Here is a 19757-nt window from a genome sequence, read left to right as displayed (position 1 = left end):
CTAGCCCTGACGGAGTGCCTTGTCGGCGGCGACGGTCGCCTGCCGGAGTGCCTCGGCCGGTTCGCCCTCGCCCTGCAGCACGCGGGACACCGCGTCGCCGAAGGCCTCGGACAGGCCGTTGTAGCCGGGCAGGGTCGGACGGACCTGCTTCGCGTTCGCGGAGTTCGCCTGGATGACGTCGAGTCCGGGCAGGGCTGCGACCTGCTTCCGGAAGGCCGGGCTGTCGGCCTCGCTCGACCGCAGCGGCAGGTTGCCGACCGCGACGTTGAACCGTTCGTCCTGCGCGGGCGAGGTCAGCCACTTCGTGAAGTCCTTCGCCCAGTACGCGCGGTTCACGTCGTGGTTGTCGAACAGGGTCCAGAGGTCGGGTCCGGACACCGTCTGGTGGTCGCCGTCCGTCCCCGGGAGCCGCACCACGCCGTACGACGTCCCGGCGGTCTTCAGGGCGGAGAGCTCCCACGGACCGGAGGTGATCATGCCGACGCGGTCGCTCTCGAACAGCTGCGCGAACTTGGTGTCCGTCTGGTCGAGGTACACGCTGCGGTCGGTCACGGCCATGGACCGCATGAACGACAGGGCGTCGACGCCGGCCTTCGAGTCGAACGCGGCGTGCTCGCCGTCCTCGGACAGGATCGAGCCGCCGTTCTGCCAGAGGTGCGGCCACATCTGCCAGGTGGTCTCCTCGCTGCCGGACACCGAGTAGCCGTAGCCGAAGGTCTGGCTGTCCCGGTCCGTCAACGCCTTCGCGGTGCGACGGAAGTCCGACCAGTCCCAGTCCGCCGTCGGGTACGGCTCGCCGGCGGCGTCGAAGACCGTCTTGTTGTAGAAGAGCGAGATGTTGTCGACGACCGCGGGGAAGCCGATCACCTTCCGCCCGGTCGGCTGCGCGGTCCCGCGGGCCGCCGGGGAGAACTCGTCCCAGTGCGTGTCCGGGTCCTCGGCCTCGGCGCGCAGGTCGAGCGTCCGCCCGGACCGTTCGAGCTGGCTCGCCCACGACCCGAAGGTGTACGAGATGTCGGGTGAGTCGTTCCCGGCGAAGGACGCCGCGAGCTTCTGCAGCAGCTCGTCCGTCGACGAGGCCCCGGAGGACATGTCGATCGTCACGTTCGGGTGCGCGTCCTCGTACTCGTCGACGAGCCCCTGCAGGAGCTTCGCCGCCTCGTCGCTCTGCCCCGACCACATGGTCAGGTGGACCGGTGCGGTGGTGTCGAGCACGGTGGCGCCCTGCGGTGCGCAGCCCGTGAGGACCGACGCGGCGACCGCGATCGCGACGGCGAGTGCCGTGCGTGCGGTGCGACGTCGTGCGGTGCGGCGGCGGGCGGAGCTGGTCCTGGTGCGTGTCACTGCGGACTCCTTCGTCGTCAGTGGTGCGTCGGCCCGCGAGCTCAGATCCCGCGAGCCGGGATCGTCGCGCGCAGCGGTTCCGGCAGCAGGTCACCGTGGGCGACCACGAGGTCGTTGCACAGCTCCCAGATCTGCTCGGGTGTCAGCGTCGACGACGCGTTCGGGTCCATGAGCACCGCCTGCCGGATCGCGACGGGATCGCCCGTCCGCGCGGCGTGCACCGTGAGCTCGTTCACGGAGACGTACGGCCGGTTCAGCGCCGCCGCCTGCACGGGGAGCGCCCCCATCGGGATCGGCGCGATGCCACCGGCGCCGACGGTGGTCGGGACCTCGACGACGCAGCCCGCCGGCAGGTTGTCGATCAGGCCCGCGTTCGGGACGTTCGCGTGGATCTCGCGCTCGGTGCCGGTGACCAGCGAGTGGATGACCTGCGGGGCGTACTCCGACGCGCCCTCCTCGAGCTGCACGGGCCGGCGGGCCGCCAGGTCGCGCTCGGCTGCCTCGAACTCCGCGACGTTGTCCTCGGAGATGCCGACGTACTCGAGCGGCCGCAGGCGGAAGCGGTCCACCTGCTCCGGCGAGCGGAGGAACCACGACAAGTACTCCGAGGAGTGCTCGCTCGTCTCGGTCGGGTAGAAGCCGATCCGCGTGAAGACCTCGACCCGCACGCGGCGTTCGAGCTCCGGGTCCTGCCGGATGCGCTCACGGAGACGGGGGTAGAGGTCCTCGCCGTCGTGCGTCCACTCGAGCAACCACGACTGGTGGTTGACGCCCGCTGCGCGGAAGCGGGTCTGCTCGACGTCGAGGCCGAGGAGTCCGGCGAGGTCGTGTGCCGTCCAGTAGACGCTGTGGCAGAGCCCGAGCGCGGTGATGTCCGGCGCGACGGCGTTCGCCCACCAGATGTTCATCGCCATCGGGTTCGTGTAGTTGAGCAGGACCGCGTCCGGGGCGACCTCGCGCATGTCCGCGGTCAACTCCGTGAGGAACGGGAAGGTGCGGAGGGCACGGAAGACCCCGCCGACCCCCGTCGTGTCGCCGATCGTCTGGTGCAGGCCGTACCGCTCCGGGATCTCGAGGTCGGTCCGGGTCGCCGCGATCCCGCCGATCTGCACCATGTCGACGACGAAGTCGGCGTCGGCGAGGGCGCGACGGCGGTCGGTCGTCGCCGTGACGGTGACCGGACGCCCGAGGCGCTCGCTCACCTGGCGGGCGGTGGCTTCGGCGACGGCGAGGCGGCGCTCGTCGACGTCGAACAGCCGGAGGTCCAGCTCGGGGAGGTCGTCGTAGCGGAGGAGGTCGGCGAGCAGCTGTCGGGTGAAGACGACGCTGCCGGCGCCGACGAACACGATGCGGGACACGGGAAGCCCTTCGTTCGGGGTACCGCCGAGGGACGGCGGTCGGAACCACCTGCGGTGGCAGAAGGCACGGAGGGGTGGGAGGGCGCGCTTCCCGACACGGGCTCCTGCGGTGTCCGGGTGCGCGGCCTCGACGAGGTTCGCCGGCCGGGCCCCACGGTAGGGGGCGTCGGACGCGACCACCACGCAGCGTCGTGAAACGCGCAGGACGAGTGCGCGTTCGGGTGCGCAGCGCTCAGGCGATGAGGACCTCGACGCCCGCCGCGGCGATCTGCTCGAGCGCCTCGCGCGGGGCGTGCTCGTCGGTCACCAGGACGGACACGTCACCGATGTCGGCCATCCGTGCCATCGTCTGCCGTCCGACCTTCGACCCGTCGCAGACCACGACCACCCGGTCGGCGTGCGTGACCATCACGCCGTTCGTCCGCGCCTCGGTGTCGTCGTGCGTGGTGACGCCGCCGGCAGCGCTGATGCCGTCCGTGCCGAGGAACGCCGTCGTCACCTTGAAGGCGGAGAACGCCGCCTCGGCCAGGGGGCCGACCGCCTCGAGCGAGGTGGCGCGGAGGGTCCCGCCGGTCAGGATCGTCTTCACCCGGGGACTGCGCGAGACCTCCAGCGCGATGGTCACGGCGTTCGTGATGACGGTCAGGCCGTTCCGGTCGCCGAGCGCCCGCACGACCTCCTGCGTGGTGGTCCCGCCGCTGACCGCGACGGCCTGCCGCCCCGGGGGCAGGAGCCGGGCCGCGAGCCGACCGACCGCGCGCTTGGCGGCGTCGGCCTCGGAGGCCCGCATCACGACGGGCAGCTCCGGGAGCGCACCCACGGCCTCGACCCGGCCGTAGCTGCGCTGGACGAGCCCGCGTGCCTCGAGCTCGCTGAGGTCGCGGCGGACCGTGGCCGCGGAGACCCCGCAGGCGCGGATCAGCTCGTCCGTGCTCGTCGACCCCTGCTCGCGCACCCGCTCGAGGATGTCCCGCATCCGGTCCCGCCGCTTGCGGCCGACGTCCGGGGTGTCGTTGTCCATGGCCCCATCATGCGCCAGAACGATCACTGCGAATGACCGGAGTGATCGTTACGGCAGCGGAACTGATCGGTCGTTGCCGACACTGAGACCGGACGCGACGCCGGACGGTGCCGCGTCGGCAGCGCCGCCGACCGCGGCGCACGCACCAGGAGAACCACGTGAACCCCATCACTGCGCTCGTCGCTCGCCACCGTGCCGGATCCGGTGAGGGCATCACCTCGGTCTGCTCGGCGAACCCCTACGTCCTGCGGGCCGCTATGCGCCAGGCGCTCGAGGACGACGCACCCCTGCTCGTCGAGGCGACCTCGAACCAGGTCGACCAGTTCGGCGGCTACACGGGCATGACCCCCGCGGACTTCCGCGCCGCGGTGCTCGAGCTCGCCGAGGCCGAGGGCTTCCCGGCCGACCGGCTCGTCCTCGGCGGCGACCACCTCGGCCCGAACACGTGGCAGGACCGCCCGGCCGACGAGGCCATGCCGCTCGCCGTCGACCTCGTCCGCGCCTACGTCGCCGCCGGGTACACGAAGATCCACCTCGACTGCAGCATGCCGCTGCAGGGCGAGACCGCTCCGCTGACCGACGCGGTCGTCGCCGAGCGGGCCGCGGTGCTGCTCGCCGCCGCGGAGTCCGCCGCCACCGACGCCGGGATCGACCGCGACGGCATCGTCTACGTCATCGGCACCGAGGTCCCGACCCCCGGCGGGGCGAAGGAGACGCTCCACGACCTCGTGCCGACCCCGGCGACGGCAGCGGTCGGCACGTTGGACGTGCACCGCGCCGCGTTCGAGCGCGCCGGGCTCGCCGACGTGTGGCCGCGCGTCGTCGCCCTCGTCGTGCAGCCCGCGGTCGAGTTCGACCACCTGCAGGTGATCGACTACGTCCCCGAGGCCACGGCCGCCCTGCAGGAGGTCATCGAGGCGACGCCCGGACTCGTGTACGAGGCGCACTCGACCGACTACCAGACGCCCGAGGCGCTCCGCGCCCTGGTCGACGACCACTGGGCGGTGCTCAAGGTCGGCCCCGGTCTGACCTTCGGGCTCCGCGAGGCGCTGTTCGCCCTCGACGCCCTCGAGTCGGAGCTCGTGCCGGACGGCTCCGCCACCGACCTGCGCGGCGTCGTCGAGCGCCGCATGCTCGCCGAGCCGGGCCGGTGGGAGCGCTACTACGAGGGCGACGAGGACGAGCGGCGCATCGCCCGCACCTACAGCTACAGCGACCGCATGCGCTACTACTGGCCGGACCCGGAGATCACCGCCGCGACCGAGGCGCTCCTGCACAGCCTCGACGAGGTCGGCATCCCGCTCCCGCTGCTCAGCCAGTACCTGCCGGTGCAGTACGAGCGGGTCCGCGAGGGCCTGCTGCCGAACCGCGCCGAGGACATCGTGCTCGACCGGGTCCGCGACGTCCTGCGCCCGTACGCCGCCGCCGTCGCCCCGCGCGAGCGTCTCGCCGACGCGGTCGCCACCACCACCAGCAAGGAGTCCCTGTGACCACGACCGCCCCCGTCCGCGCCGACGAGACCGCGACCCACCGCGAGATCCTGCAGCAGCCCGACAGCTGGCAGCGCCTCGTCGCGTCGCTCGACGACCGCCGTGCCGCGCTCGACGCCTTCCTGCAGCCGCTGCTCGCCGACCCGGACCTGCGCATCGTGCTCACCGGGGCCGGCACCTCGGCCTTCGTCGGGGACATCGCGAGCGTCGACCTCCGCCGCCACCTCGGCCGTCGCGTCGAGTCGATCGCCACGACCGACGTCGTCGCCGACCCGCACGGCTCGCTCGGCGACCCGGGCCGGGTGCTCCTGGTCTCCTTCGCCCGCTCCGGCAACAGCCCGGAGAGCGTCGCAGCGACCCGCGTCGTCGACGACGTCGCGCCCGGTGCGCACCACCTGGTCGTCACCTGCGACCCCGCGGGCTCCCTCGCCCGCGAGCACCGCGGGCAGGACCGGTCCTTCGTCCTCGACATGCCGGCCGAGACGAACGACACCGGCTTCGCGATGACGTCGAGCTTCTCCACGATGCTCCTCGCCGTCCTCCTGGCCTTCCGGCCGGAGCTCGTGGCGGGCACCGGCGCGCTGGTCGCGGCGGCGCGAACGATCGCCGGCCTGGAGGCACGGATCGCCTCGCTCGCCGAGGGCACCGAACGCGTCGTCTACCTGGGCAGCGGCGCGCTGCAGGGCCTGGCACGCGAGTCCGCGCTGAAGCTGCTCGAGCTCACCGCGGGCGGGGTCGTGTCGTTCTTCGACACCCCGCTCGGCTTCCGGCACGGCCCGAAGGCCGTCGCGGGTGCACACACCCTGGTGGTCGTCTACGGCTCGGCCGACCCGTACACGGCGCGGTACGACGCGGACATCCTCCGCGAGCTGCGCGGGGACGGGACCGTGCGGGTCGTCTCGGTCGGCGGAGACGCGGACGACGAGCGTTCCTTCCCGCTCGACGACCTGGCGGGCCTCGACGACGCGTTCCGCAGCGTCGCCCTGGTCGGCTTCGCGCAGCTCCTCGCCCTCGCGACGTCGGTCGCGCACGGCTGCACGCCGGACAACCCGTTCCCGGGCGGCACGGTCAACCGCGTCGTGCAGGGCGTGACGATCCACGACCACCGCGCGGGAGTCGCGCGGCCATGACCGTCTTCCTCGGCATGGACGGCGGCGGAACCAAGACCGCGTTCCTGCTCACCGACGGCGAGGGCACCACGCTCGCCGAGTCGCGGCAGCCGACCTCCTCCTGGTTCGACGCGGGGACCGGACTCGTCGGCGACGTCGTCCGTGCGGGCGTCGACGCGGTGACGTCGGCGGCCGGCATCACCCCGGCGGACATCACGTCCGCGCACTTCGGCATCCCCGGACACGGGGAGTCGAGTCGGGACACTCCCGTGCTCGACGCCCTCCCCGCCGCGGTGCTCGGACACGACCGGTACTCCTGCGGCAACGACATGGTCGGCGGTTGGGCCGGTTCCCTGGCCGGGCGGGACGGCGTGAACGTGATCGCGGGCACCGGGTCGATGGCCTACGGCGAGCGCGACGGCACCGCACACCGCGTCGGCGGCTGGAGCGAGGTGTTCGGCGACGAGGGGTCCGCGTACTGGGTCGCCGTCCAGGGGCTCAACGCCTTCTCCCGGATGGCCGACGGCCGACTGTCCCGGGGTCCGCTGCACGCACTCGTCCGCGAGCGTGTCGGGGTGACCGAGGACCTCGACCTGATCGGCGTCGTCATGGACGAGTGGGGGGCGGACCGCGGGACCGTCGCCGACCTGGCGAAGGTGGTCGTCGCGGCCGCCGACGCCGGCGACGACGCGGCTGCCGAGATCCTGCACCGCGCCGCTGCCGAGCTCACGACCCTGGTCGGCACGACGGTCCGCGCGCTCGGCTTCCCCGCCGGCGAGACCGTTCCGGTGTCGTACTCCGGCGGGCTCTTCCGGGCGCCGCGCTTCCGCGAGGCGTTCGCCAGCGCCCTGTCCGCCGAGGACACGGCCCTCGAGCTCGTCGAGCCCCGCCACGATCCGACCGTCGGCAGCGTCCTGGTCGCGATGCGTCGGGCCGGGGCACCCATCCCCGAGCGGTTCGCAGCGGACACGAGCCCGACGGTCACCGCGGTCGCCGCCGCGTCCTGACACAGCACGCCGACACCGCGCACACCGACACCACGAGGAGCCCGCAGTTGCAGTTCACGTTCGAGTTCGACGGCCTCCGGGTCCCCGCGATCGTCTCCGGAACACCCCGTCGAACGGCGGACGGGTGGGTCGTCCCGGCGGGTCCCGTCGCGCTGCTCCACCCGTTCGGTGCCGCAGCCGAGTTCTACCGGCACGGCTGGAACTCGTGGAGCCCGAGCGGGTGGACACGTGTCGACGGCAACACCATCGGCATCAAGGACAGCCCCGAACGGCTGCTCACCGCCGACGACGCCGCGAACGAGACCCCGCACGCGCACTCCGGCAGCGCCGTGGGCGCGGTGACCGGTCCCGACGGCGGGACGTTGCTCGTCGGGGCGCTCGGCCTCGGCACCCCGCGGGTCGGCGCCGACCGCAACGTCCTGTGGGCGAGGAGCGAGCACGACGACGCGGAGTGGTTCGTCGCGTACGGCGCCGAGCAGGACGTCTTCGCCGCCTACGCCGACCGCGTCACCGAGCGGCTCGGTCGTCGGAGCGCCCGCGCGGGCACCGTGTGGAGCAGCTGGTACTCGTACTACGAGGACATCACCGAGGACCGGATCGCGCGTGCGGCCGCGGACCTCGAGGGGTACCCGGTCGACGTCTTCCAGATGGACGACGGGTGGGAGCCGATCGTCGGCGACTGGACGGCCGGACCAGACTTCCCGAGCGGGATGGCCGCGACGGCGCGGACCATCGCGCGCCACGGCTTCCGCCCGGGCATCTGGCTCGCGCCGCTGATCGCCCTGCCCGGATCGACGATCGCCACCGAGCGCCCCGACCTGCTCGTGGCCGGTGACGACGGCCGTCCGCTCGTCTCCGGGTACAACTGGGGGTCGCACTACCACTCGCTCGACACGACGAACCCGGAGGTGCTCGACCACCTCCGCGGGGTGTTCGACCGGATCACGGCGGACGGTTACGGCTACCTGAAGCTCGACTTCATGTACGCCGGGGCGATCGCCGGCCACCGCCACGTCGACCTGCCCCGCGAACAGGCCTACCGACGGGCGATCGAGCACATCCGGGGCACCGTCGGCGACGACGTCTACCTGCTCGGCTGCGGAGTACCGATGATCCCCTCGGTCGGGGTGTTCGACGGAGCCCGTGTCGGACCGGACGTCGCGCCGTTCTGGGACAACGCCGAGCGGGTGGGCGATCCCTCCGGCGAGGGCGCCCGCAACGCGCTGGTGGCCTCGGTCAACCGGGTGTGGATGCGGCGGCTGTACGAGGTGGACCCCGACTCGGTCTACTTCCGCAGCGAACGCAACCTGCTCGGCGCGGACGAGCGTCGAGCCCTGCAGGACACCGCGGCCGTCCTCGGGTTCCGGTCGACGTCCGACCCGGTCGACTGGCTCCGACCGGAGGAGCGTGCCGAGGCCGCCGACTGGCTCGGCGGCAGCGCGGTGGTCGAGCAGGTCGACCGGTACGTCTTCCGCATCGACGACCGGGTGGTCGACCTCACCCCGTACGTGTCCGGCGGACACGCGGTCGACGCGGCGTCCTCCATCGGCTGACGGACGGGCGGCCGTCGTCCCTCAGACCGTGACGACGACCTTGCCGGCGATCCGCCCGGCCGCGCCCTCGGCGTGGAGCGCCGGCAGCTCCGCCAGCGGGATGCGCCGGGTGACCTCGACGGTGAGCTGCCCGGCGTCGACGAGCGCGACGAGCTCGGCCAGTCGCTCGCGGTCCGGCAGGACGAACACCGTCGCGGCGCGGACGCCGCGGGACTCGTCGTCCGGCGTCGCCATGAACGCGGTCGTGCTGACCACGGCCCCGCCGTCACGCACGGCGGCGACGAGCGCCCGGAACCGCTCCGGCTCGATCGGCGCGAGGTTGAGCAGCACGTCCACCTGCTGGTCGAGCGCCGCGAGGACGTCCGTCGTGGTGTGGTCGATCACCTGCTGCGCCCCCGCGGCGCGGACCGCGTCGGCGCTCCGCGGGCTCGCGGTGGCGACCACGTGCACACCGGCACGGACGGCGAGCTGGATCGCGTACTTCCCGACCACGCCACCGGCGCCGTTGATCAGCACGCGCTGGCCCGCCTCGAGGCGCCCCTCGTCGAACAGTGCCTGCCAGGCCGTCAGCGCCACGGAGGGAAGCGCCGCGGCGTCCACCAGCGGGACGCTCGTCGGGGCGGCGACCAGTGCCTCCGCGGGTGTCACGACGTACTCGGCGGCACCGCCGTCGCGCTCCATCGGGAGGAACCCGACCACCGCGTCGCCGACGGCGAGGCCCTCGACACCCTCGCCCAGCGCGACGACCGTTCCGGAGACGTCGTACCCGGGCACGTGCGGCAGCTGGACCGGGATCGGCAGGAACCCGCCGCGCATGCCGTTGTCGGCGGCGTTGTAGGCGGAGGCGGCGACCTGCACCAGCACCTCGCCTGCGCCCGGCTCGGGGCGCTCGACGTCCTCGATCCGCAGCACCTCCGGACCGCCGACCTCGTGGAACCGGACTGCCCGCATGGTGTTCTCGTTCATGGTCTTCCCCTTCGTCGTTTGCTTCGAATTCGAAGCGATGGGTCGACCGTACACTTGCTTCGAGTTCGAAGCAACAGGTAGGATCGAGAGATGGCCTCTCCCCCGTCGGCACTCACTCCGACCCAGCTCGGCGCGTACCTGTCGTTCACCGAGGTCGCGGCCCTGCTGCGGCCGGCGGTCGAGCAGCAGCTCCGCGACGCCGGTGAACTCAGTTACGTGCAGTTCCAGCTGCTCGCCCGACTGGGCGACGCGCCGGACGGGCGGCTGCGGATGACGGACCTGGCGGACGGGGTCGTCTACAGCCGCAGCGGGCTGACCTACCAGGCGCAGGTGCTCGAGCAGCGCGGGCTCGTCACGCGGGGGCCGTCACCCGACGACGAGCGGAGCACCGTGGTCTCGCTGACCGACGCCGGGCGAGACGCCCTCGCGACCGTGCTGCCCGGGCACATCGCGACGGTGCACGAGCTGCTGTTCGCGCACGTCAGCGACGAGGACGCAGCGCAGCTGGCAGACGTGCTGGGGCGGATCAGCGGGCACCTGCGACAGCACCCGCCGCGGTCGGCGGGGCGGGCGCGGCGGAAGGGGGCGGGCAGCGCGGCGTGACCATGGCCGGACGGGAGGCGCGGGGCGGGCCGGTACCGCGCCTCCGGTCCGGCTGTGGCGAGTGGTCATCTCGTTCCTCCGCACATCCGTCCTCGGCTCGGGCTACGCGCCGAGCAGGTGGAGCGCGCCCGCAGCGATCAGCCCGACGCCGCCGAGCACCCCCACGAGGCTCCCGACGATCACGGCCAGACGTCGGTCCCGGTTCATCCCCATGCCCCGAGCGTAGGAGACGTTGCGTCGGTCCACGGCGGCGGCGCGGTGGTCCGCGCCGCACGGGCTGCCCGTGGTCAGCGTGCGCGCTGTCCGTCGAGCATCCCGATCAGGGCCAGGGCGTCCGCACCCGCTGACCCGGGCGCCGCGGTGTAGAGCACCAGGAACTGGTCGGCGTCGGTGAGCGCGAGCGTGTCGCAGTCCACCGTCACCGGTCCGACGGCCGGGTGGCGGAAGGTCTTCGTCAGCATCGGTGCCGGCTGCACGTCATGGCGGTCCCAGAGTCGGGCGAAGTCGGGGTTCCCCGACCGGAGCTCGTCGACGAGCGCGACGACCTGTTCGTCCGCAGGGTGCTCCGCCAGGGTCGTCCGCAGGCGCATCACGACGTGGCGCTGGAACTCGGCGCCGTCCGAGATGCCGTACGGCGGGTCCGTGGGCTGGTCCGAGCCGGTGGTCGGGAAGGCCTGACGCGCCAGGTTCCGTCCGGCACGGTCGCGCAGGGCGAAGTCCTCCATCAGTGCAGCGGCGAGCGGGTTCCACGCGAGGACCTCGAAGTCCGCGGCGAGCACGATCGCGGCCGTCTGCGGCAGCCGCTCGATCACGGCCAGGATGCTCGGTCGGACCTCGCGTCGGAGCGTCCCGGTCCGTGCCCGGGCGGTCCCGGCGAGCAGGTGCAGGTGGTCGGTCTCGGCGTCCGTGAGCCGGAGGGCGCCGGCAATGCCGGACAGGACCTCCGCCGACGGCCGCGGAGCGCGGCCCTGCTCGAGCCGCACGTAGTACTCCGTGGAGATGTGGGCGAGGACCGCCACCTCCTCACGGCGGAGCCCCGGCGTCCGCCGACGCGTACCCGACGGCAGCCCGACGTCCTCCGGCCGCAACCGCTCCCGGCGGGAGCGGAGGAACGCGGCGAGCTCCTGCTTGTCCATGCCCCGATCCTCCCCCGCCCGTACGACGACGTCCTGGTACCGGCTGTACCTGGATCGGGCGCTCCCGTCGGACCGACGCTGATGCCATGACCGAACTCACCGCACCCCGTTCCCTCGACCTGCTCGCCGGCAAGGTCGTCCTCGTCACCGGCGCCAGCCGCGGCATCGGTGCCGCCGCCGCGAGGCTCTTCGCCCGCGAGGGCGCCGCGGTCGTCCTCGCCGCCCGCAGCACCGACGCCCTCGACACCCTCGTCACCGACATCCGCAGCACCGGCGGTACCGCGGACGCCGTCGCCCTCGACCTCGCGGATCCCGCCAGCATCCGGTCGGCCGTCGACCACGTCGACACCCTGCACGGACGACTCGACGGCGCCTTCAACAACGGCGCAGCGATCCAGCAGCCCGGCCCGCTCGACACCACGAGCGACGAGGACGTCGAGACCCAGTTCGCGGTCAACTTCCGCGGCCACTGGATCGCGATGAACGCCGAGGCAGCGCTGATGCGCCGGTCCGGTGGCGGATCGATCGTGAACACCTCGAGCATCGGCAGTCGCCGCGCGAACCCCGCACTCCCCGCCTACGGCGCCATGAAGCGCGCGCTGAACAGCATCACCGAGACGGCCGCCGTGACCTGGGCGCCCGAGGGCATCCGGGTGAACGGCATCACGCCGGGCGGCACCGAGACCGAGATGATCGAGGAGTGGGAGGTCGCGACGCCGGGCATCACCGAGCAGATCAACGCGTCGGTCCCCCTCGGCAGGATGGCGCGTCCAGAGGAGGTCGCCGAGGTCGCCGCCTGGTTGCTCAGTGACCGTGCGTCGATGGTGACCGGGGCGAGCATCCCGGTGGACGGCGGAGCCGGCGCGTGAGACCGCCCGGCGCCGGAGCGCAGGCTACCGCCGGACCGCGTTGCGGCGAGACGAAGCGGCCGGCCCTTCCGACGTCCGCGCCGGTGCCGATCAGGATCGAGCTGGTGTTCGTGCCTCGCTCGTCCGAGCCACGTCAGGAGCGAGCGCGCCGATGCTGATGCGGCGCTGCGTCGTCGGCAGGGGCGTCGTCGCCAGCCGGCTCCGATGCCGAGAGCGGTCCGGTGTCCACGCCGATCAGCTCGCAGAACGCAGTTCGATGCGACTGCCACCGGACCTCACCGTCCGTCGTCATGCTCAACCGGGTCCGCGCGGTCTTCCCGATGAAGGTCTTCGTCACGCTCACCAGACCTGCGGCCTCGAGGTTCGAGCAGTGCCGGCTCAGTGCCGCGTCCGACACACCCAGATCGTCCCGCAGCTCCCGGAAGGTGATGCTGTGCGTTCCGACGATCTTCGCCACGATGGAGAGCCGCAACGGGTGCAACAGCTCCGGGACCAACCGCTCCCGCGGGTGGGCGCTCATGCCGCAGCGCCGATCGCCAGTGCGAGGAGTTGCAGGTCAGAACTGCCGTCGATGCCGGTGCGCTGGCGGAGCGCGCCGGGGAGGAACCCGGCGAAGATGCTCCCGACGAGTCCGAACTCGACCGCGGTGAGCCATGCTGCTTCGCACGCGGCCCCTCCTCTGCTCAGCAGCATCCTGTGACCGTGGGCGCCGAAGCGGCTCGTCATCCCTGCGAGGTTCCCGACGGCCAGGAGGATGGCGCCTGCCTCAGCGAACTCGGGCTGCAACACCATCTCGCGCATCCGGAGCGGTTCGGCGTCCCCGTCGAGGCGGAGCAGCCCCCCGTCGACGTACTCGTACAGACCAGGCTGCACGCCCACGACCCGTCGGCAGGCGACCAGGACGCGGAGGGGCGAGCTGTGCGCTGCGTCGCCCCACAGACCGGCGTCCATCGTGGTCATGGCGGCTGCCGAGGCGTCGACGTGGCGCCGTTCGACGGGCTGGTCGACGAACTGCGTCGTGGCCGACCGGTACCGCATGGCCCGGCCGAGCTCCTGGGAGCCCGGGACTGCCGACACCTGCTGCGGTGGAGATCCGACGCGCTGTGCGCTGGCGTCGGCCGCGGTGCGGAGGTCGCTGACGATGCTGATGCGGTCGGTCATCGGAGGCCTCCGATGGTGAGCTTCCCGGTCACCATCTGCTCGCTGTCGTCGAGGTCGTAGCGGGACTGCAGTTCGGCTGCCACCCATCCGAGGTGGTTGGTCGTCGGCAGCCCGAGACCTGTCGCCGCGACGGCGACGTGGGCCATCGCGACGCCGGCGTCGAGCGCGACGATGCGGTAGGAGAAGGTGTTGTACTTCTTCCACACGCGGTACATCTCGCTCACCACGACGAGCTCGACGCCGGGATCGCCGTCGTCAGCGTCACCGAGGCGACACGCGGCGTAGGCGTCCCCGCGGTACATCCATCGTCCGTCGGGGACGTCGGGGACGTCGCGAGTGGTGAAGTACGCCTGCGGGGAGCCGAGGTTACCGCCCGTCGGAGCCCACCGGCGCACCTTGCCTGCTTCTGCGAGGTGAGGTGGCTTCAGCGCGAAGCCGGAAGCGAGGACGTGCGCGAGCGATGCGGCGGCCCCGTTCGGTCGGTCGACCTCGAGATCGACCGGGAGCGGGAACCACTCGCCTTCGGCAGGCCGTTGCTCGAGGCTCAACGCGATGTTCGCGGGTTCGAAGTGCTGCTGGTGCGTCCGTGGCTTCGTCAGACGCGCGGGAGGGAACGCCACGGACTCCTCGAAGGCGAAGGCGATCCCGCCGTCGGAGTCCGACTCGCCCGTTCCACAGGTCCGACACCCCGGCCGCCGGACGACGAACTCGAAGCGCGTGCTGAGCGGATCGCCGCCGATGACGATCGCTTCAGAGACCGTCCGGGCGGTGCCGACCCCAGCGAGCAGGAGGACTGCCTCCTGGACGATGCAGGCCGGGAGCAGTCCGCGCAGCGGAACGTGCTCGCCGGGGACGTCTCGGTGTGCTCCGAGGCCCTGCAGCCCGGCTTCCGTGCAGTCCGGGCACGGATTGTGGTCGGGGTAGCTGACGGGGCCGATGCCCACGTCCGCTCCGCGGAGCGTGACGGGCAGCACGGGGACACCGCGAGCGCGGAGCGAAGCGCAGATCTGCGCGTCAGGTCGGACACCGTCGAGGTCCACCGTGATGGCGAGGCTCGGCGAGGTGTCCTGCAACTCGTCGACCGGGATGACCTGCACGTGACTCGATCGCAGCGCAGCCACGACCTCCGACGCGAAGTCCTGGTCGTCGACGACGACCCCGACGGTCGCTGCGTCGAGTGCCGCCCGCGCGGCTGAGCCGGACTGGTGATGCCGAGTCGCGTCGAAGGTCCTGCTGAGGAAGTCGTGGAGCGCCTGGTCGCCGGTCGGCCTCGGTGCGTCACCCTCCTCCAGGAGTCCCGCCGAGTACAGGATCCCGAGTACCTGACGGATGGTGGGCTCGGCCACTCCGGCGTCCGCTGCGAGTTCGCCCCACGTCCGCGTCCCGTCGAGGAGCGGAAGGAGATCCGGGAGGAGACGCTGCACCGTCCGGCCCTGGAGCACCCGCCGTGAGACGACCCCTTCGATCACGTACCGGTCCTGCAACCACGTCGTCGGGACGGCCGCGACCACGCGTGGCATCGTCGGGATCGTGAACTGCGCGTCGTTCTGGGTGGCCACGTCGAGCGCTGCTGCTGTGAGCGAGGTGTTCATGCTTGTTCGATGCCTGCCCTTTCGAGACGGATCAGTTCGTTGAGGGCCGCAGTGGCTTCTCGCTGCGGCGAGAGCCCGAGGCGGTTCATCGTGAGGTGCACGTGCTGGTGGAGGTGGTACACGGGTGGATGCCCCGGTCCGGCATGACGCATCGCGTCCGCGAGGCCGTCGACGAAGCGCCCCAGCAGTCGGTGGCTGCACGGGTCGCCGTCCTGGACGTTCGGCGGGGGCTCGTCGCGGAGCGCTGCGAGGCTCGACTCGACCGCTCCGCCGTCCGACGACTGCTCTCCCAGCCACCACGCCGCGTGGGTGCGGAGGACAGCAAGGCGGGTCCGCTGGTCGGGCACGAGGACGGACACGGTGTGTCGCACGAGCAGGTCTGCGACGTCCATCCGCTCCCTGATGGCGTGGACCGCGAGGAGCGTCGACGTCGTGAACAGCTCCTCGGCTCGCCGGACGCCGTTCGTTCCCCACTTGTCGACCTCCGGCTCGTACAGGTCGAGGCGGACCGGGTGCCCCACCTCGTGCCGGGAGGCATGGACGGCGTCCGCGCTCGCCGGCGAGGTGAACGCTCTGAAGCGGAGGTGCGGGCCGGAGTGATCCGCGTAGCGGAGGACGTGCCAGGAGGTCGCGGCACCGGCGATGCGCTCGACGAGGTCAGCGAGTTCGAGGACGACCCGATCCATCTCCGCCGTCGGCGCGTACACCTTCCAGTACGTCCACGTGCCGCTCATCTCCTCGACTCCACTGCGATCTCGTGGCGGGCCCGGAGCGGACCAGGCGTCGGCCGCGGCCATCCGAGCGTGATGACGTGCTCCACTGCGCGTTCCGCGCCGGAGCGGACCGGGAGGCTCTCCTGGACTTCGAGGGTGTGACGCCCCGGCAGCAACGCCCACACCGCACTGACCGTGTACCAGCTGCTGAAGCGCATCCAGATCGGCTTCCGCGTGTCCGCGTCGAACGGGTCGTCGCCGTGGATCCGCACGAACACTTCGTCCGGCATGCCGTTCGCGGTCCGCCACCCGTGCAGGGCCGTGAGGAAGTCGCCAGGTGTCGAGTTCCCCTGGACCGGGATGCTGTCGACGGGCAACCGCCAGGTCTGGCGCCGGGTGACGAGGGAACGGTCGGTGCGCCGAGGATGCCGTTCCACGCGTTCCGTGCGGCCTGCCCGCCGGATCGGGTTCGACTCACGGGTGATGTGGGAACCGTCGATCCACGGGTCGACGAGCGCGAGCAGCAGTCCGACCGGCCCTTCGAACGTCCACGCCGGGACGATGCCGAGTGGGACCGGCGCGACGAGGGCACCGTCGTTCCGGACGAACTCGAGCACGTCGGTCTCCGGGTCGTGGGCGAGCGCGATGCCGAGCAGCGCTTCTTCCAGGTCCGCACCTCGGAGCGGTGGGACGGCAGCGGCCGCGGCGCGTTGCAAGGGGTTGACGTCGACCCCGGGCAGCACCGAGCGCACGTCGTCGGCATCCGGGTAGAGCTGCTCCACCCACCCGGTGATCATCGGGACCAGCGTCGACGGCGCGTCTCCGAGCGCACAGAAGCGGGCCACCACGCCGCCCACCCCCGGCATGAGTTGGTTCACGACCGCTGTCCGGTCGTCGTGGGCGTGCGCGGTCTGCACGAACGCGGAGATCGTGGGAGGCGCCGTGGTGGCCCCGACGGGCAGCCCGGTGCGCCCGACATGTGCGTCCGCGGTGCGGTCTGCCGTGCGAGCGGCCTGGAGCGCTCCGCGGAACGGTCTGGACAACGAGCACTCGGTGAGGAAGCCCAGCACGTCGTGTGTCGCACCGCCGGCACCGTGCGCGGCGACGAACGCGTCCTTGATGACGTCGTAGACCCGAGAGCGGAAGAGGGTGGGGCGGACCAGGGCGGCCAGCGATCGAGGCAGGTCGCTCGACGAGGTCGTGGGTCGTGACACGGCACCCGCGTCCTCGTTGACGAGGCGTTGTCGGGGGAGATCGATGTCGAGCTCGGAGGCGAGCTGCTGGAGTCCGTCCTGGATCGACCGGAGGACGGCGCTCCGAGACGGTCCCGACGTCGACGCGAGCGTCTGTGCGTCGCGACCGACCTGCAGGAGGAGCGCCCCGGCAGCGGCCACCTCCGTGCATGCGCTGCGCAGCATCAGCTCGCCGAGCGCCGACTCCGGACGGCGGGAGTCGTGTGTCCACGGGGGTACGGCGGAGACGGCCCCGGAGGCGATCCACCGTGCTGCGCGCGCCCAACCTCCGCCGTCAGCGAGGCGGAGCAACTCGTCTGCTGTACCACCGACCCAGGTGCTGAGGAGCGCGGCATCGCTGTCCGCGTCGTGCAGCCGTTTCGGATGTCTCCCGAAGACGACCGCGCCGTGCGTCATCTCCGCCGTCTCGACGCTCGCGACGAGACGCTCCCCCGTCGCGCGTACGGCGGACCGGTACTGCAGCGTCGGGAGGGCGTGACGGCGGGTGGCCAGCTCCCGGAGGACGGTCGAGGCGACCACCGGCGACAGTGTGGAGACGCGGTCGTCGAGGTTCGCTCCGTCGACGGCCACACGGGTCAGTGTCGACAGCGGGCTCGGCTTGAGGGCGGCTCTCGACGTGAAGGCCAGAGCGGACCTTCCCCGCTTGCTCCCCGCTGGTGCGGGCTTCCCGAGCGCTTCGAAGAAACCAGGGCTGAGGAGCCGGAGCGCATCCGCGACGTCCGGGGTGCGGAGCGCTTCCCGGACCCGCTCTTCAGCCCGCGTGCCGTCCTCGTCCGCGAGCTTCGCGATCAGCGCCCGGCTCACCGCGACGGCGGCTCGGCGCTGCACCAGCTCCTCGAGGTCCAACCCGTGTCGCTCCGCTGCCTCCAGTCCGACGGTCGTCAACGGCCGGCGGTTGTGCAGGTCTCTCCGGAGACCCAGGAGCGCTCGGCGATCACCCTCCGAGCACGTCGGGACCAGGACGTGCACTGCGTCTGCGACCTGTCGGCTGATCGAGTCGACCTGCTCCTGGAGCCGGTGTCCCTCCTCGAGGAGGTCCGTGGTCAGCTGCTGGTCGAAGTGCAGTGCATCCCCCGGCAGCGATGCGATCCGGGACATGGTGAAGGGCGCCACGGCGTACTGCGTCATGACGGAGTTCCGAACACGGTCAGCAGGATGGTGTGCGAGAGGTTCCAGAGCATCAGCACCAGGTAGAGCACGCTTCCGAGCGCGTAGGACACGAGGCCGACCCGGTGCACTCGGGCCATGGTGAGGACGTGGGCAGGCTGCGGTCGCCGGAGCAGGGCGTTGGTGACGATCGTGAAGGCGCGCGCCCGCATGTTCAGCGCCCCGAAGGCGGCTTCGATCGCGTGGTAGCCGTCGGAGCGGAACAACGGGTTGCAGTTCGCGAGGAGGAGGAACAGCTCGGCGGTGAGGTAGAGGACCACGGCCTCGTGGGCTCCACCCGTCACGTTCAGCGCGAGGACGGCCGCGACACCGATGAACGCAGCGTCGACGAGGGGACCAGCGAGGGCGATGAGCACGAGCCCTGGCCGGGACCGGACCGCGTACGCCTCGGTGCGGTCGACGTAGGCGACGGGGACGAAGTAGTACAGCAGCCCGACACCGATCTCACGGACACGCGCTCCTTGCGTGCGCATGGCGATGGCGTGACAGGTCTCGTGCACTGCGAGCTGGATGACCACGAGGACGGCGACGATGACGATGGCCTCGATCGACGGCTGAGCCAGTTCGCTCGTGTTCGCGAGGACCGTTGCGAGTCCACCTGCGACCGCCGTGGCTGCCGCGATCCCGGCGACGACGAGGAGCGTGGGCGCGGAGAACCTGTGCAACGGGCGCGCGACCGCTGCGGCGAACCCGTCGATGTTCACCGGCAGCGGGAGTCGAGCGAAGAAGTCGGCCCCGGCGCGGGCGAGGAAGCGATCCGTACGGGAGTGCTCCCCGGACTGCCCCTCGATGAAACCCGACTTCCGCAGCGCATCGAGGAACTTGCGCACACCGTCGGTGGCAGCCGTTCCGGCCTCGTCGACGGCATCCGTCCGGCGGATGAGCTGTACGAGTTCGTCGTGGTCGCAACCCGCTTCGAGTCGCGCGATGAGCGGCTCGACGCCCGCCGGCACCGCCGCGAAGTGTCCGGCCGGGCTCCTGAGGAGGAGACGGCCGTCTGCTGCGACGCCACGCGTCACACCACTGGCCAGCCGGAGCACCCCGTCGGGCTCGGTCTCGCTCGTGAGTTGCGTCATCTGTGCCTCGGTCGGGAGATGGGAGAGGAGAAGGGGCGGACGGCCTCCGGCCGTCCGCCCTCGCAGGTCAGTGGTTGCTGTACGAGCTGACGCTGCTGAGCGTGCCGGCGCAGCTACCCGCGCTCGACACACAGCCGACGGTTCCGGCGCTGCTCGCACCGGGGGCGACTGCCTGGGGCAGGTCCTCCACGGAGAGCTCTTCCACCGACACCAGATCGATTGCCTTGTCCATTTTTTCCCCTTTTTTCGATTGTTGTTGAATGGACACCGTTCCCCGCTCCCCCACATTCGCGAGGTCCGTGGACTCGAGGATCTTCGATGTCTGGAAAGGACGCTATC

General features: G+C 71.8%; 18 protein-coding genes. 6 read left to right on the top strand and 12 right to left on the bottom strand.

Features of this window, described 5'->3' with window-relative positions; genetic code table 11:
* The 3 genes from ACIPEQ_RS14315 to ACIPEQ_RS14305 form a co-directional block, all read right to left on the bottom strand.
* Nucleotides 1-1344: an ABC transporter substrate-binding protein gene (locus tag ACIPEQ_RS14315; RefSeq protein WP_402715679.1), complete on the bottom strand. Its 1344-nt coding sequence runs from the start codon at nucleotides 1342-1344 to the stop codon at nucleotides 1-3.
* A 41-nt stretch (nucleotides 1345-1385) separates the two neighbouring features.
* Nucleotides 1386-2702: an alpha-galactosidase gene (gene melA, locus ACIPEQ_RS14310; protein ID WP_402715678.1), complete on the bottom strand. Its 1317-nt coding sequence runs from the start codon at nucleotides 2700-2702 to the stop codon at nucleotides 1386-1388.
* Nucleotides 2703-2934: 232 nt separating this feature from the next.
* Nucleotides 2935-3723 (bottom strand): DeoR/GlpR family DNA-binding transcription regulator, encoded by a 789-nt coding sequence (locus ACIPEQ_RS14305; RefSeq protein WP_209676039.1) that lies wholly within the window; start codon nucleotides 3721-3723, stop codon nucleotides 2935-2937.
* A gap of 158 nt (nucleotides 3724-3881) precedes the next feature.
* On the opposite strand from ACIPEQ_RS14305, the gene ACIPEQ_RS14300 reads away from it, so the two are divergent.
* From ACIPEQ_RS14300 to ACIPEQ_RS14285, 4 genes are read left to right on the top strand one after another with little or no spacing between them, the layout of a single operon-like run.
* Nucleotides 3882-5213 (top strand): D-tagatose-bisphosphate aldolase, class II, non-catalytic subunit, encoded by a 1332-nt coding sequence (locus ACIPEQ_RS14300; protein WP_250368228.1) that lies wholly within the window; start codon nucleotides 3882-3884, stop codon nucleotides 5211-5213.
* Nucleotides 5210-6343: an SIS domain-containing protein gene (locus ACIPEQ_RS14295; RefSeq protein WP_402715677.1), complete on the top strand. Its 1134-nt coding sequence runs from the start codon at nucleotides 5210-5212 to the stop codon at nucleotides 6341-6343. Before ACIPEQ_RS14300 ends, ACIPEQ_RS14295 begins: the two co-directional genes overlap by 4 nt.
* Complete coding sequence (locus tag ACIPEQ_RS14290; RefSeq protein WP_402715676.1) at nucleotides 6340-7329, top strand: N-acetylglucosamine kinase; 990 nt, start codon at nucleotides 6340-6342, stop codon at nucleotides 7327-7329. The genes ACIPEQ_RS14295 and ACIPEQ_RS14290 overlap by 4 nt, the downstream gene beginning before the upstream one ends.
* 47 nt (nucleotides 7330-7376) lie before the next feature.
* Nucleotides 7377-8882, top strand: a complete 1506-nt coding sequence (locus ACIPEQ_RS14285; protein ID WP_402715675.1) for a glycoside hydrolase family 36 protein — start codon at nucleotides 7377-7379, stop codon at nucleotides 8880-8882.
* Nucleotides 8883-8903: 21 nt separating this feature from the next.
* Here ACIPEQ_RS14285 and ACIPEQ_RS14280 read toward each other — a convergent pair whose 3' ends face one another.
* Nucleotides 8904-9833, bottom strand: a complete 930-nt coding sequence (locus tag ACIPEQ_RS14280; protein ID WP_402715778.1) for an NADP-dependent oxidoreductase — start codon at nucleotides 9831-9833, stop codon at nucleotides 8904-8906.
* Between the two features lie 105 nt (nucleotides 9834-9938).
* On the opposite strand from ACIPEQ_RS14280, the gene ACIPEQ_RS14275 reads away from it, so the two are divergent.
* Nucleotides 9939-10451 (top strand): MarR family winged helix-turn-helix transcriptional regulator, encoded by a 513-nt coding sequence (locus ACIPEQ_RS14275; RefSeq protein WP_402715674.1) that lies wholly within the window; start codon nucleotides 9939-9941, stop codon nucleotides 10449-10451.
* Between the two features lie 287 nt (nucleotides 10452-10738).
* Here the strand turns inward: ACIPEQ_RS14275 and ACIPEQ_RS14270 are convergent, their stop codons facing one another.
* Entirely contained in the window at nucleotides 10739-11587 is an 849-nt protein-coding gene (locus ACIPEQ_RS14270) for a helix-turn-helix transcriptional regulator (protein ID WP_402715673.1), read from the bottom strand.
* A gap of 86 nt (nucleotides 11588-11673) precedes the next feature.
* On the opposite strand from ACIPEQ_RS14270, the gene ACIPEQ_RS14265 reads away from it, so the two are divergent.
* Entirely contained in the window at nucleotides 11674-12456 is a 783-nt protein-coding gene (locus ACIPEQ_RS14265; protein WP_402715672.1) for an SDR family NAD(P)-dependent oxidoreductase, read from the top strand.
* A 133-nt stretch (nucleotides 12457-12589) separates the two neighbouring features.
* On the opposite strand, the gene ACIPEQ_RS14260 is transcribed toward ACIPEQ_RS14265, so the two are convergent.
* From ACIPEQ_RS14260 to ACIPEQ_RS14230, 7 genes are all read right to left on the bottom strand, one after another.
* Nucleotides 12590-12976: a transcriptional regulator gene (locus ACIPEQ_RS14260; RefSeq protein WP_402715671.1), complete on the bottom strand. Its 387-nt coding sequence runs from the start codon at nucleotides 12974-12976 to the stop codon at nucleotides 12590-12592.
* On the bottom strand, nucleotides 12973-13617 hold the full coding sequence (locus ACIPEQ_RS14255; protein ID WP_402715670.1) for a nitroreductase family protein: 645 nt from the start codon (nucleotides 13615-13617) through the stop codon (nucleotides 12973-12975). Before ACIPEQ_RS14255 ends, ACIPEQ_RS14260 begins: the two co-directional genes overlap by 4 nt.
* Complete coding sequence (locus ACIPEQ_RS14250) at nucleotides 13614-15209, bottom strand: hypothetical protein (protein ID WP_209824352.1); 1596 nt, start codon at nucleotides 15207-15209, stop codon at nucleotides 13614-13616. Before ACIPEQ_RS14250 ends, ACIPEQ_RS14255 begins: the two co-directional genes overlap by 4 nt.
* On the bottom strand, nucleotides 15206-15943 hold the full coding sequence (locus ACIPEQ_RS14245) for a thiopeptide-type bacteriocin biosynthesis protein (protein ID WP_402715669.1): 738 nt from the start codon (nucleotides 15941-15943) through the stop codon (nucleotides 15206-15208). Before ACIPEQ_RS14245 ends, ACIPEQ_RS14250 begins: the two co-directional genes overlap by 4 nt.
* Nucleotides 15940-18303: a hypothetical protein gene (locus ACIPEQ_RS14240; RefSeq protein ID WP_402715668.1), complete on the bottom strand. Its 2364-nt coding sequence runs from the start codon at nucleotides 18301-18303 to the stop codon at nucleotides 15940-15942. Before ACIPEQ_RS14240 ends, ACIPEQ_RS14245 begins: the two co-directional genes overlap by 4 nt.
* Nucleotides 18300-19418, bottom strand: coding sequence for a site-2 protease family protein (locus tag ACIPEQ_RS14235; RefSeq protein ID WP_402715667.1), 1119 nt, complete (start codon nucleotides 19416-19418; stop codon nucleotides 18300-18302). Before ACIPEQ_RS14235 ends, ACIPEQ_RS14240 begins: the two co-directional genes overlap by 4 nt.
* A 67-nt stretch (nucleotides 19419-19485) precedes the next feature.
* Entirely contained in the window at nucleotides 19486-19686 is a 201-nt protein-coding gene (locus tag ACIPEQ_RS14230) for a thiocillin family RiPP (protein WP_402715666.1), read from the bottom strand.
* Between the last annotated feature and the right edge of the window lie 71 nt (nucleotides 19687-19757).

It is taken from the genome of Curtobacterium sp. NPDC087080 (genome assembly GCF_044745105.1).
Taxonomy (GTDB): Bacteria; Actinomycetota; Actinomycetes; order Actinomycetales; family Microbacteriaceae; genus Curtobacterium.
This window is presented reverse-complemented; position numbering and strand designations above follow the sequence as displayed.

Coding starts and splice junctions, on each gene's coding strand:
- ACIPEQ_RS14305 (WP_209676039.1), bottom strand. CDS start 3,723: ATGGACAACGACACCCCGGACGTCGGCCGCAAGCGGCGGGACCGGATG.
- ACIPEQ_RS14290 (WP_402715676.1), top strand. CDS start 6,340: ATGACCGTCTTCCTCGGCATGGACGGCGGCGGAACCAAGACCGCGTTC.
- ACIPEQ_RS14280 (WP_402715778.1), bottom strand. CDS start 9,833: ATGCGGGCAGTCCGGTTCCACGAGGTCGGCGGTCCGGAGGTGCTGCGG.
- ACIPEQ_RS14275 (WP_402715674.1), top strand. CDS start 9,939: ATGGCCTCTCCCCCGTCGGCACTCACTCCGACCCAGCTCGGCGCGTAC.
- ACIPEQ_RS14270 (WP_402715673.1), bottom strand. CDS start 11,587: ATGGACAAGCAGGAGCTCGCCGCGTTCCTCCGCTCCCGCCGGGAGCGG.
- ACIPEQ_RS14265 (WP_402715672.1), top strand. CDS start 11,674: ATGACCGAACTCACCGCACCCCGTTCCCTCGACCTGCTCGCCGGCAAG.
- ACIPEQ_RS14260 (WP_402715671.1), bottom strand. CDS start 12,976: ATGAGCGCCCACCCGCGGGAGCGGTTGGTCCCGGAGCTGTTGCACCCG.
- ACIPEQ_RS14255 (WP_402715670.1), bottom strand. CDS start 13,617: ATGACCGACCGCATCAGCATCGTCAGCGACCTCCGCACCGCGGCCGAC.
- ACIPEQ_RS14250 (WP_209824352.1), bottom strand. CDS start 15,209: ATGAACACCTCGCTCACAGCAGCAGCGCTCGACGTGGCCACCCAGAAC.
- ACIPEQ_RS14245 (WP_402715669.1), bottom strand. CDS start 15,943: ATGAGCGGCACGTGGACGTACTGGAAGGTGTACGCGCCGACGGCGGAG.
- ACIPEQ_RS14240 (WP_402715668.1), bottom strand. CDS start 18,303: ATGACGCAGTACGCCGTGGCGCCCTTCACCATGTCCCGGATCGCATCG.
- ACIPEQ_RS14235 (WP_402715667.1), bottom strand. CDS start 19,418: ATGACGCAACTCACGAGCGAGACCGAGCCCGACGGGGTGCTCCGGCTG.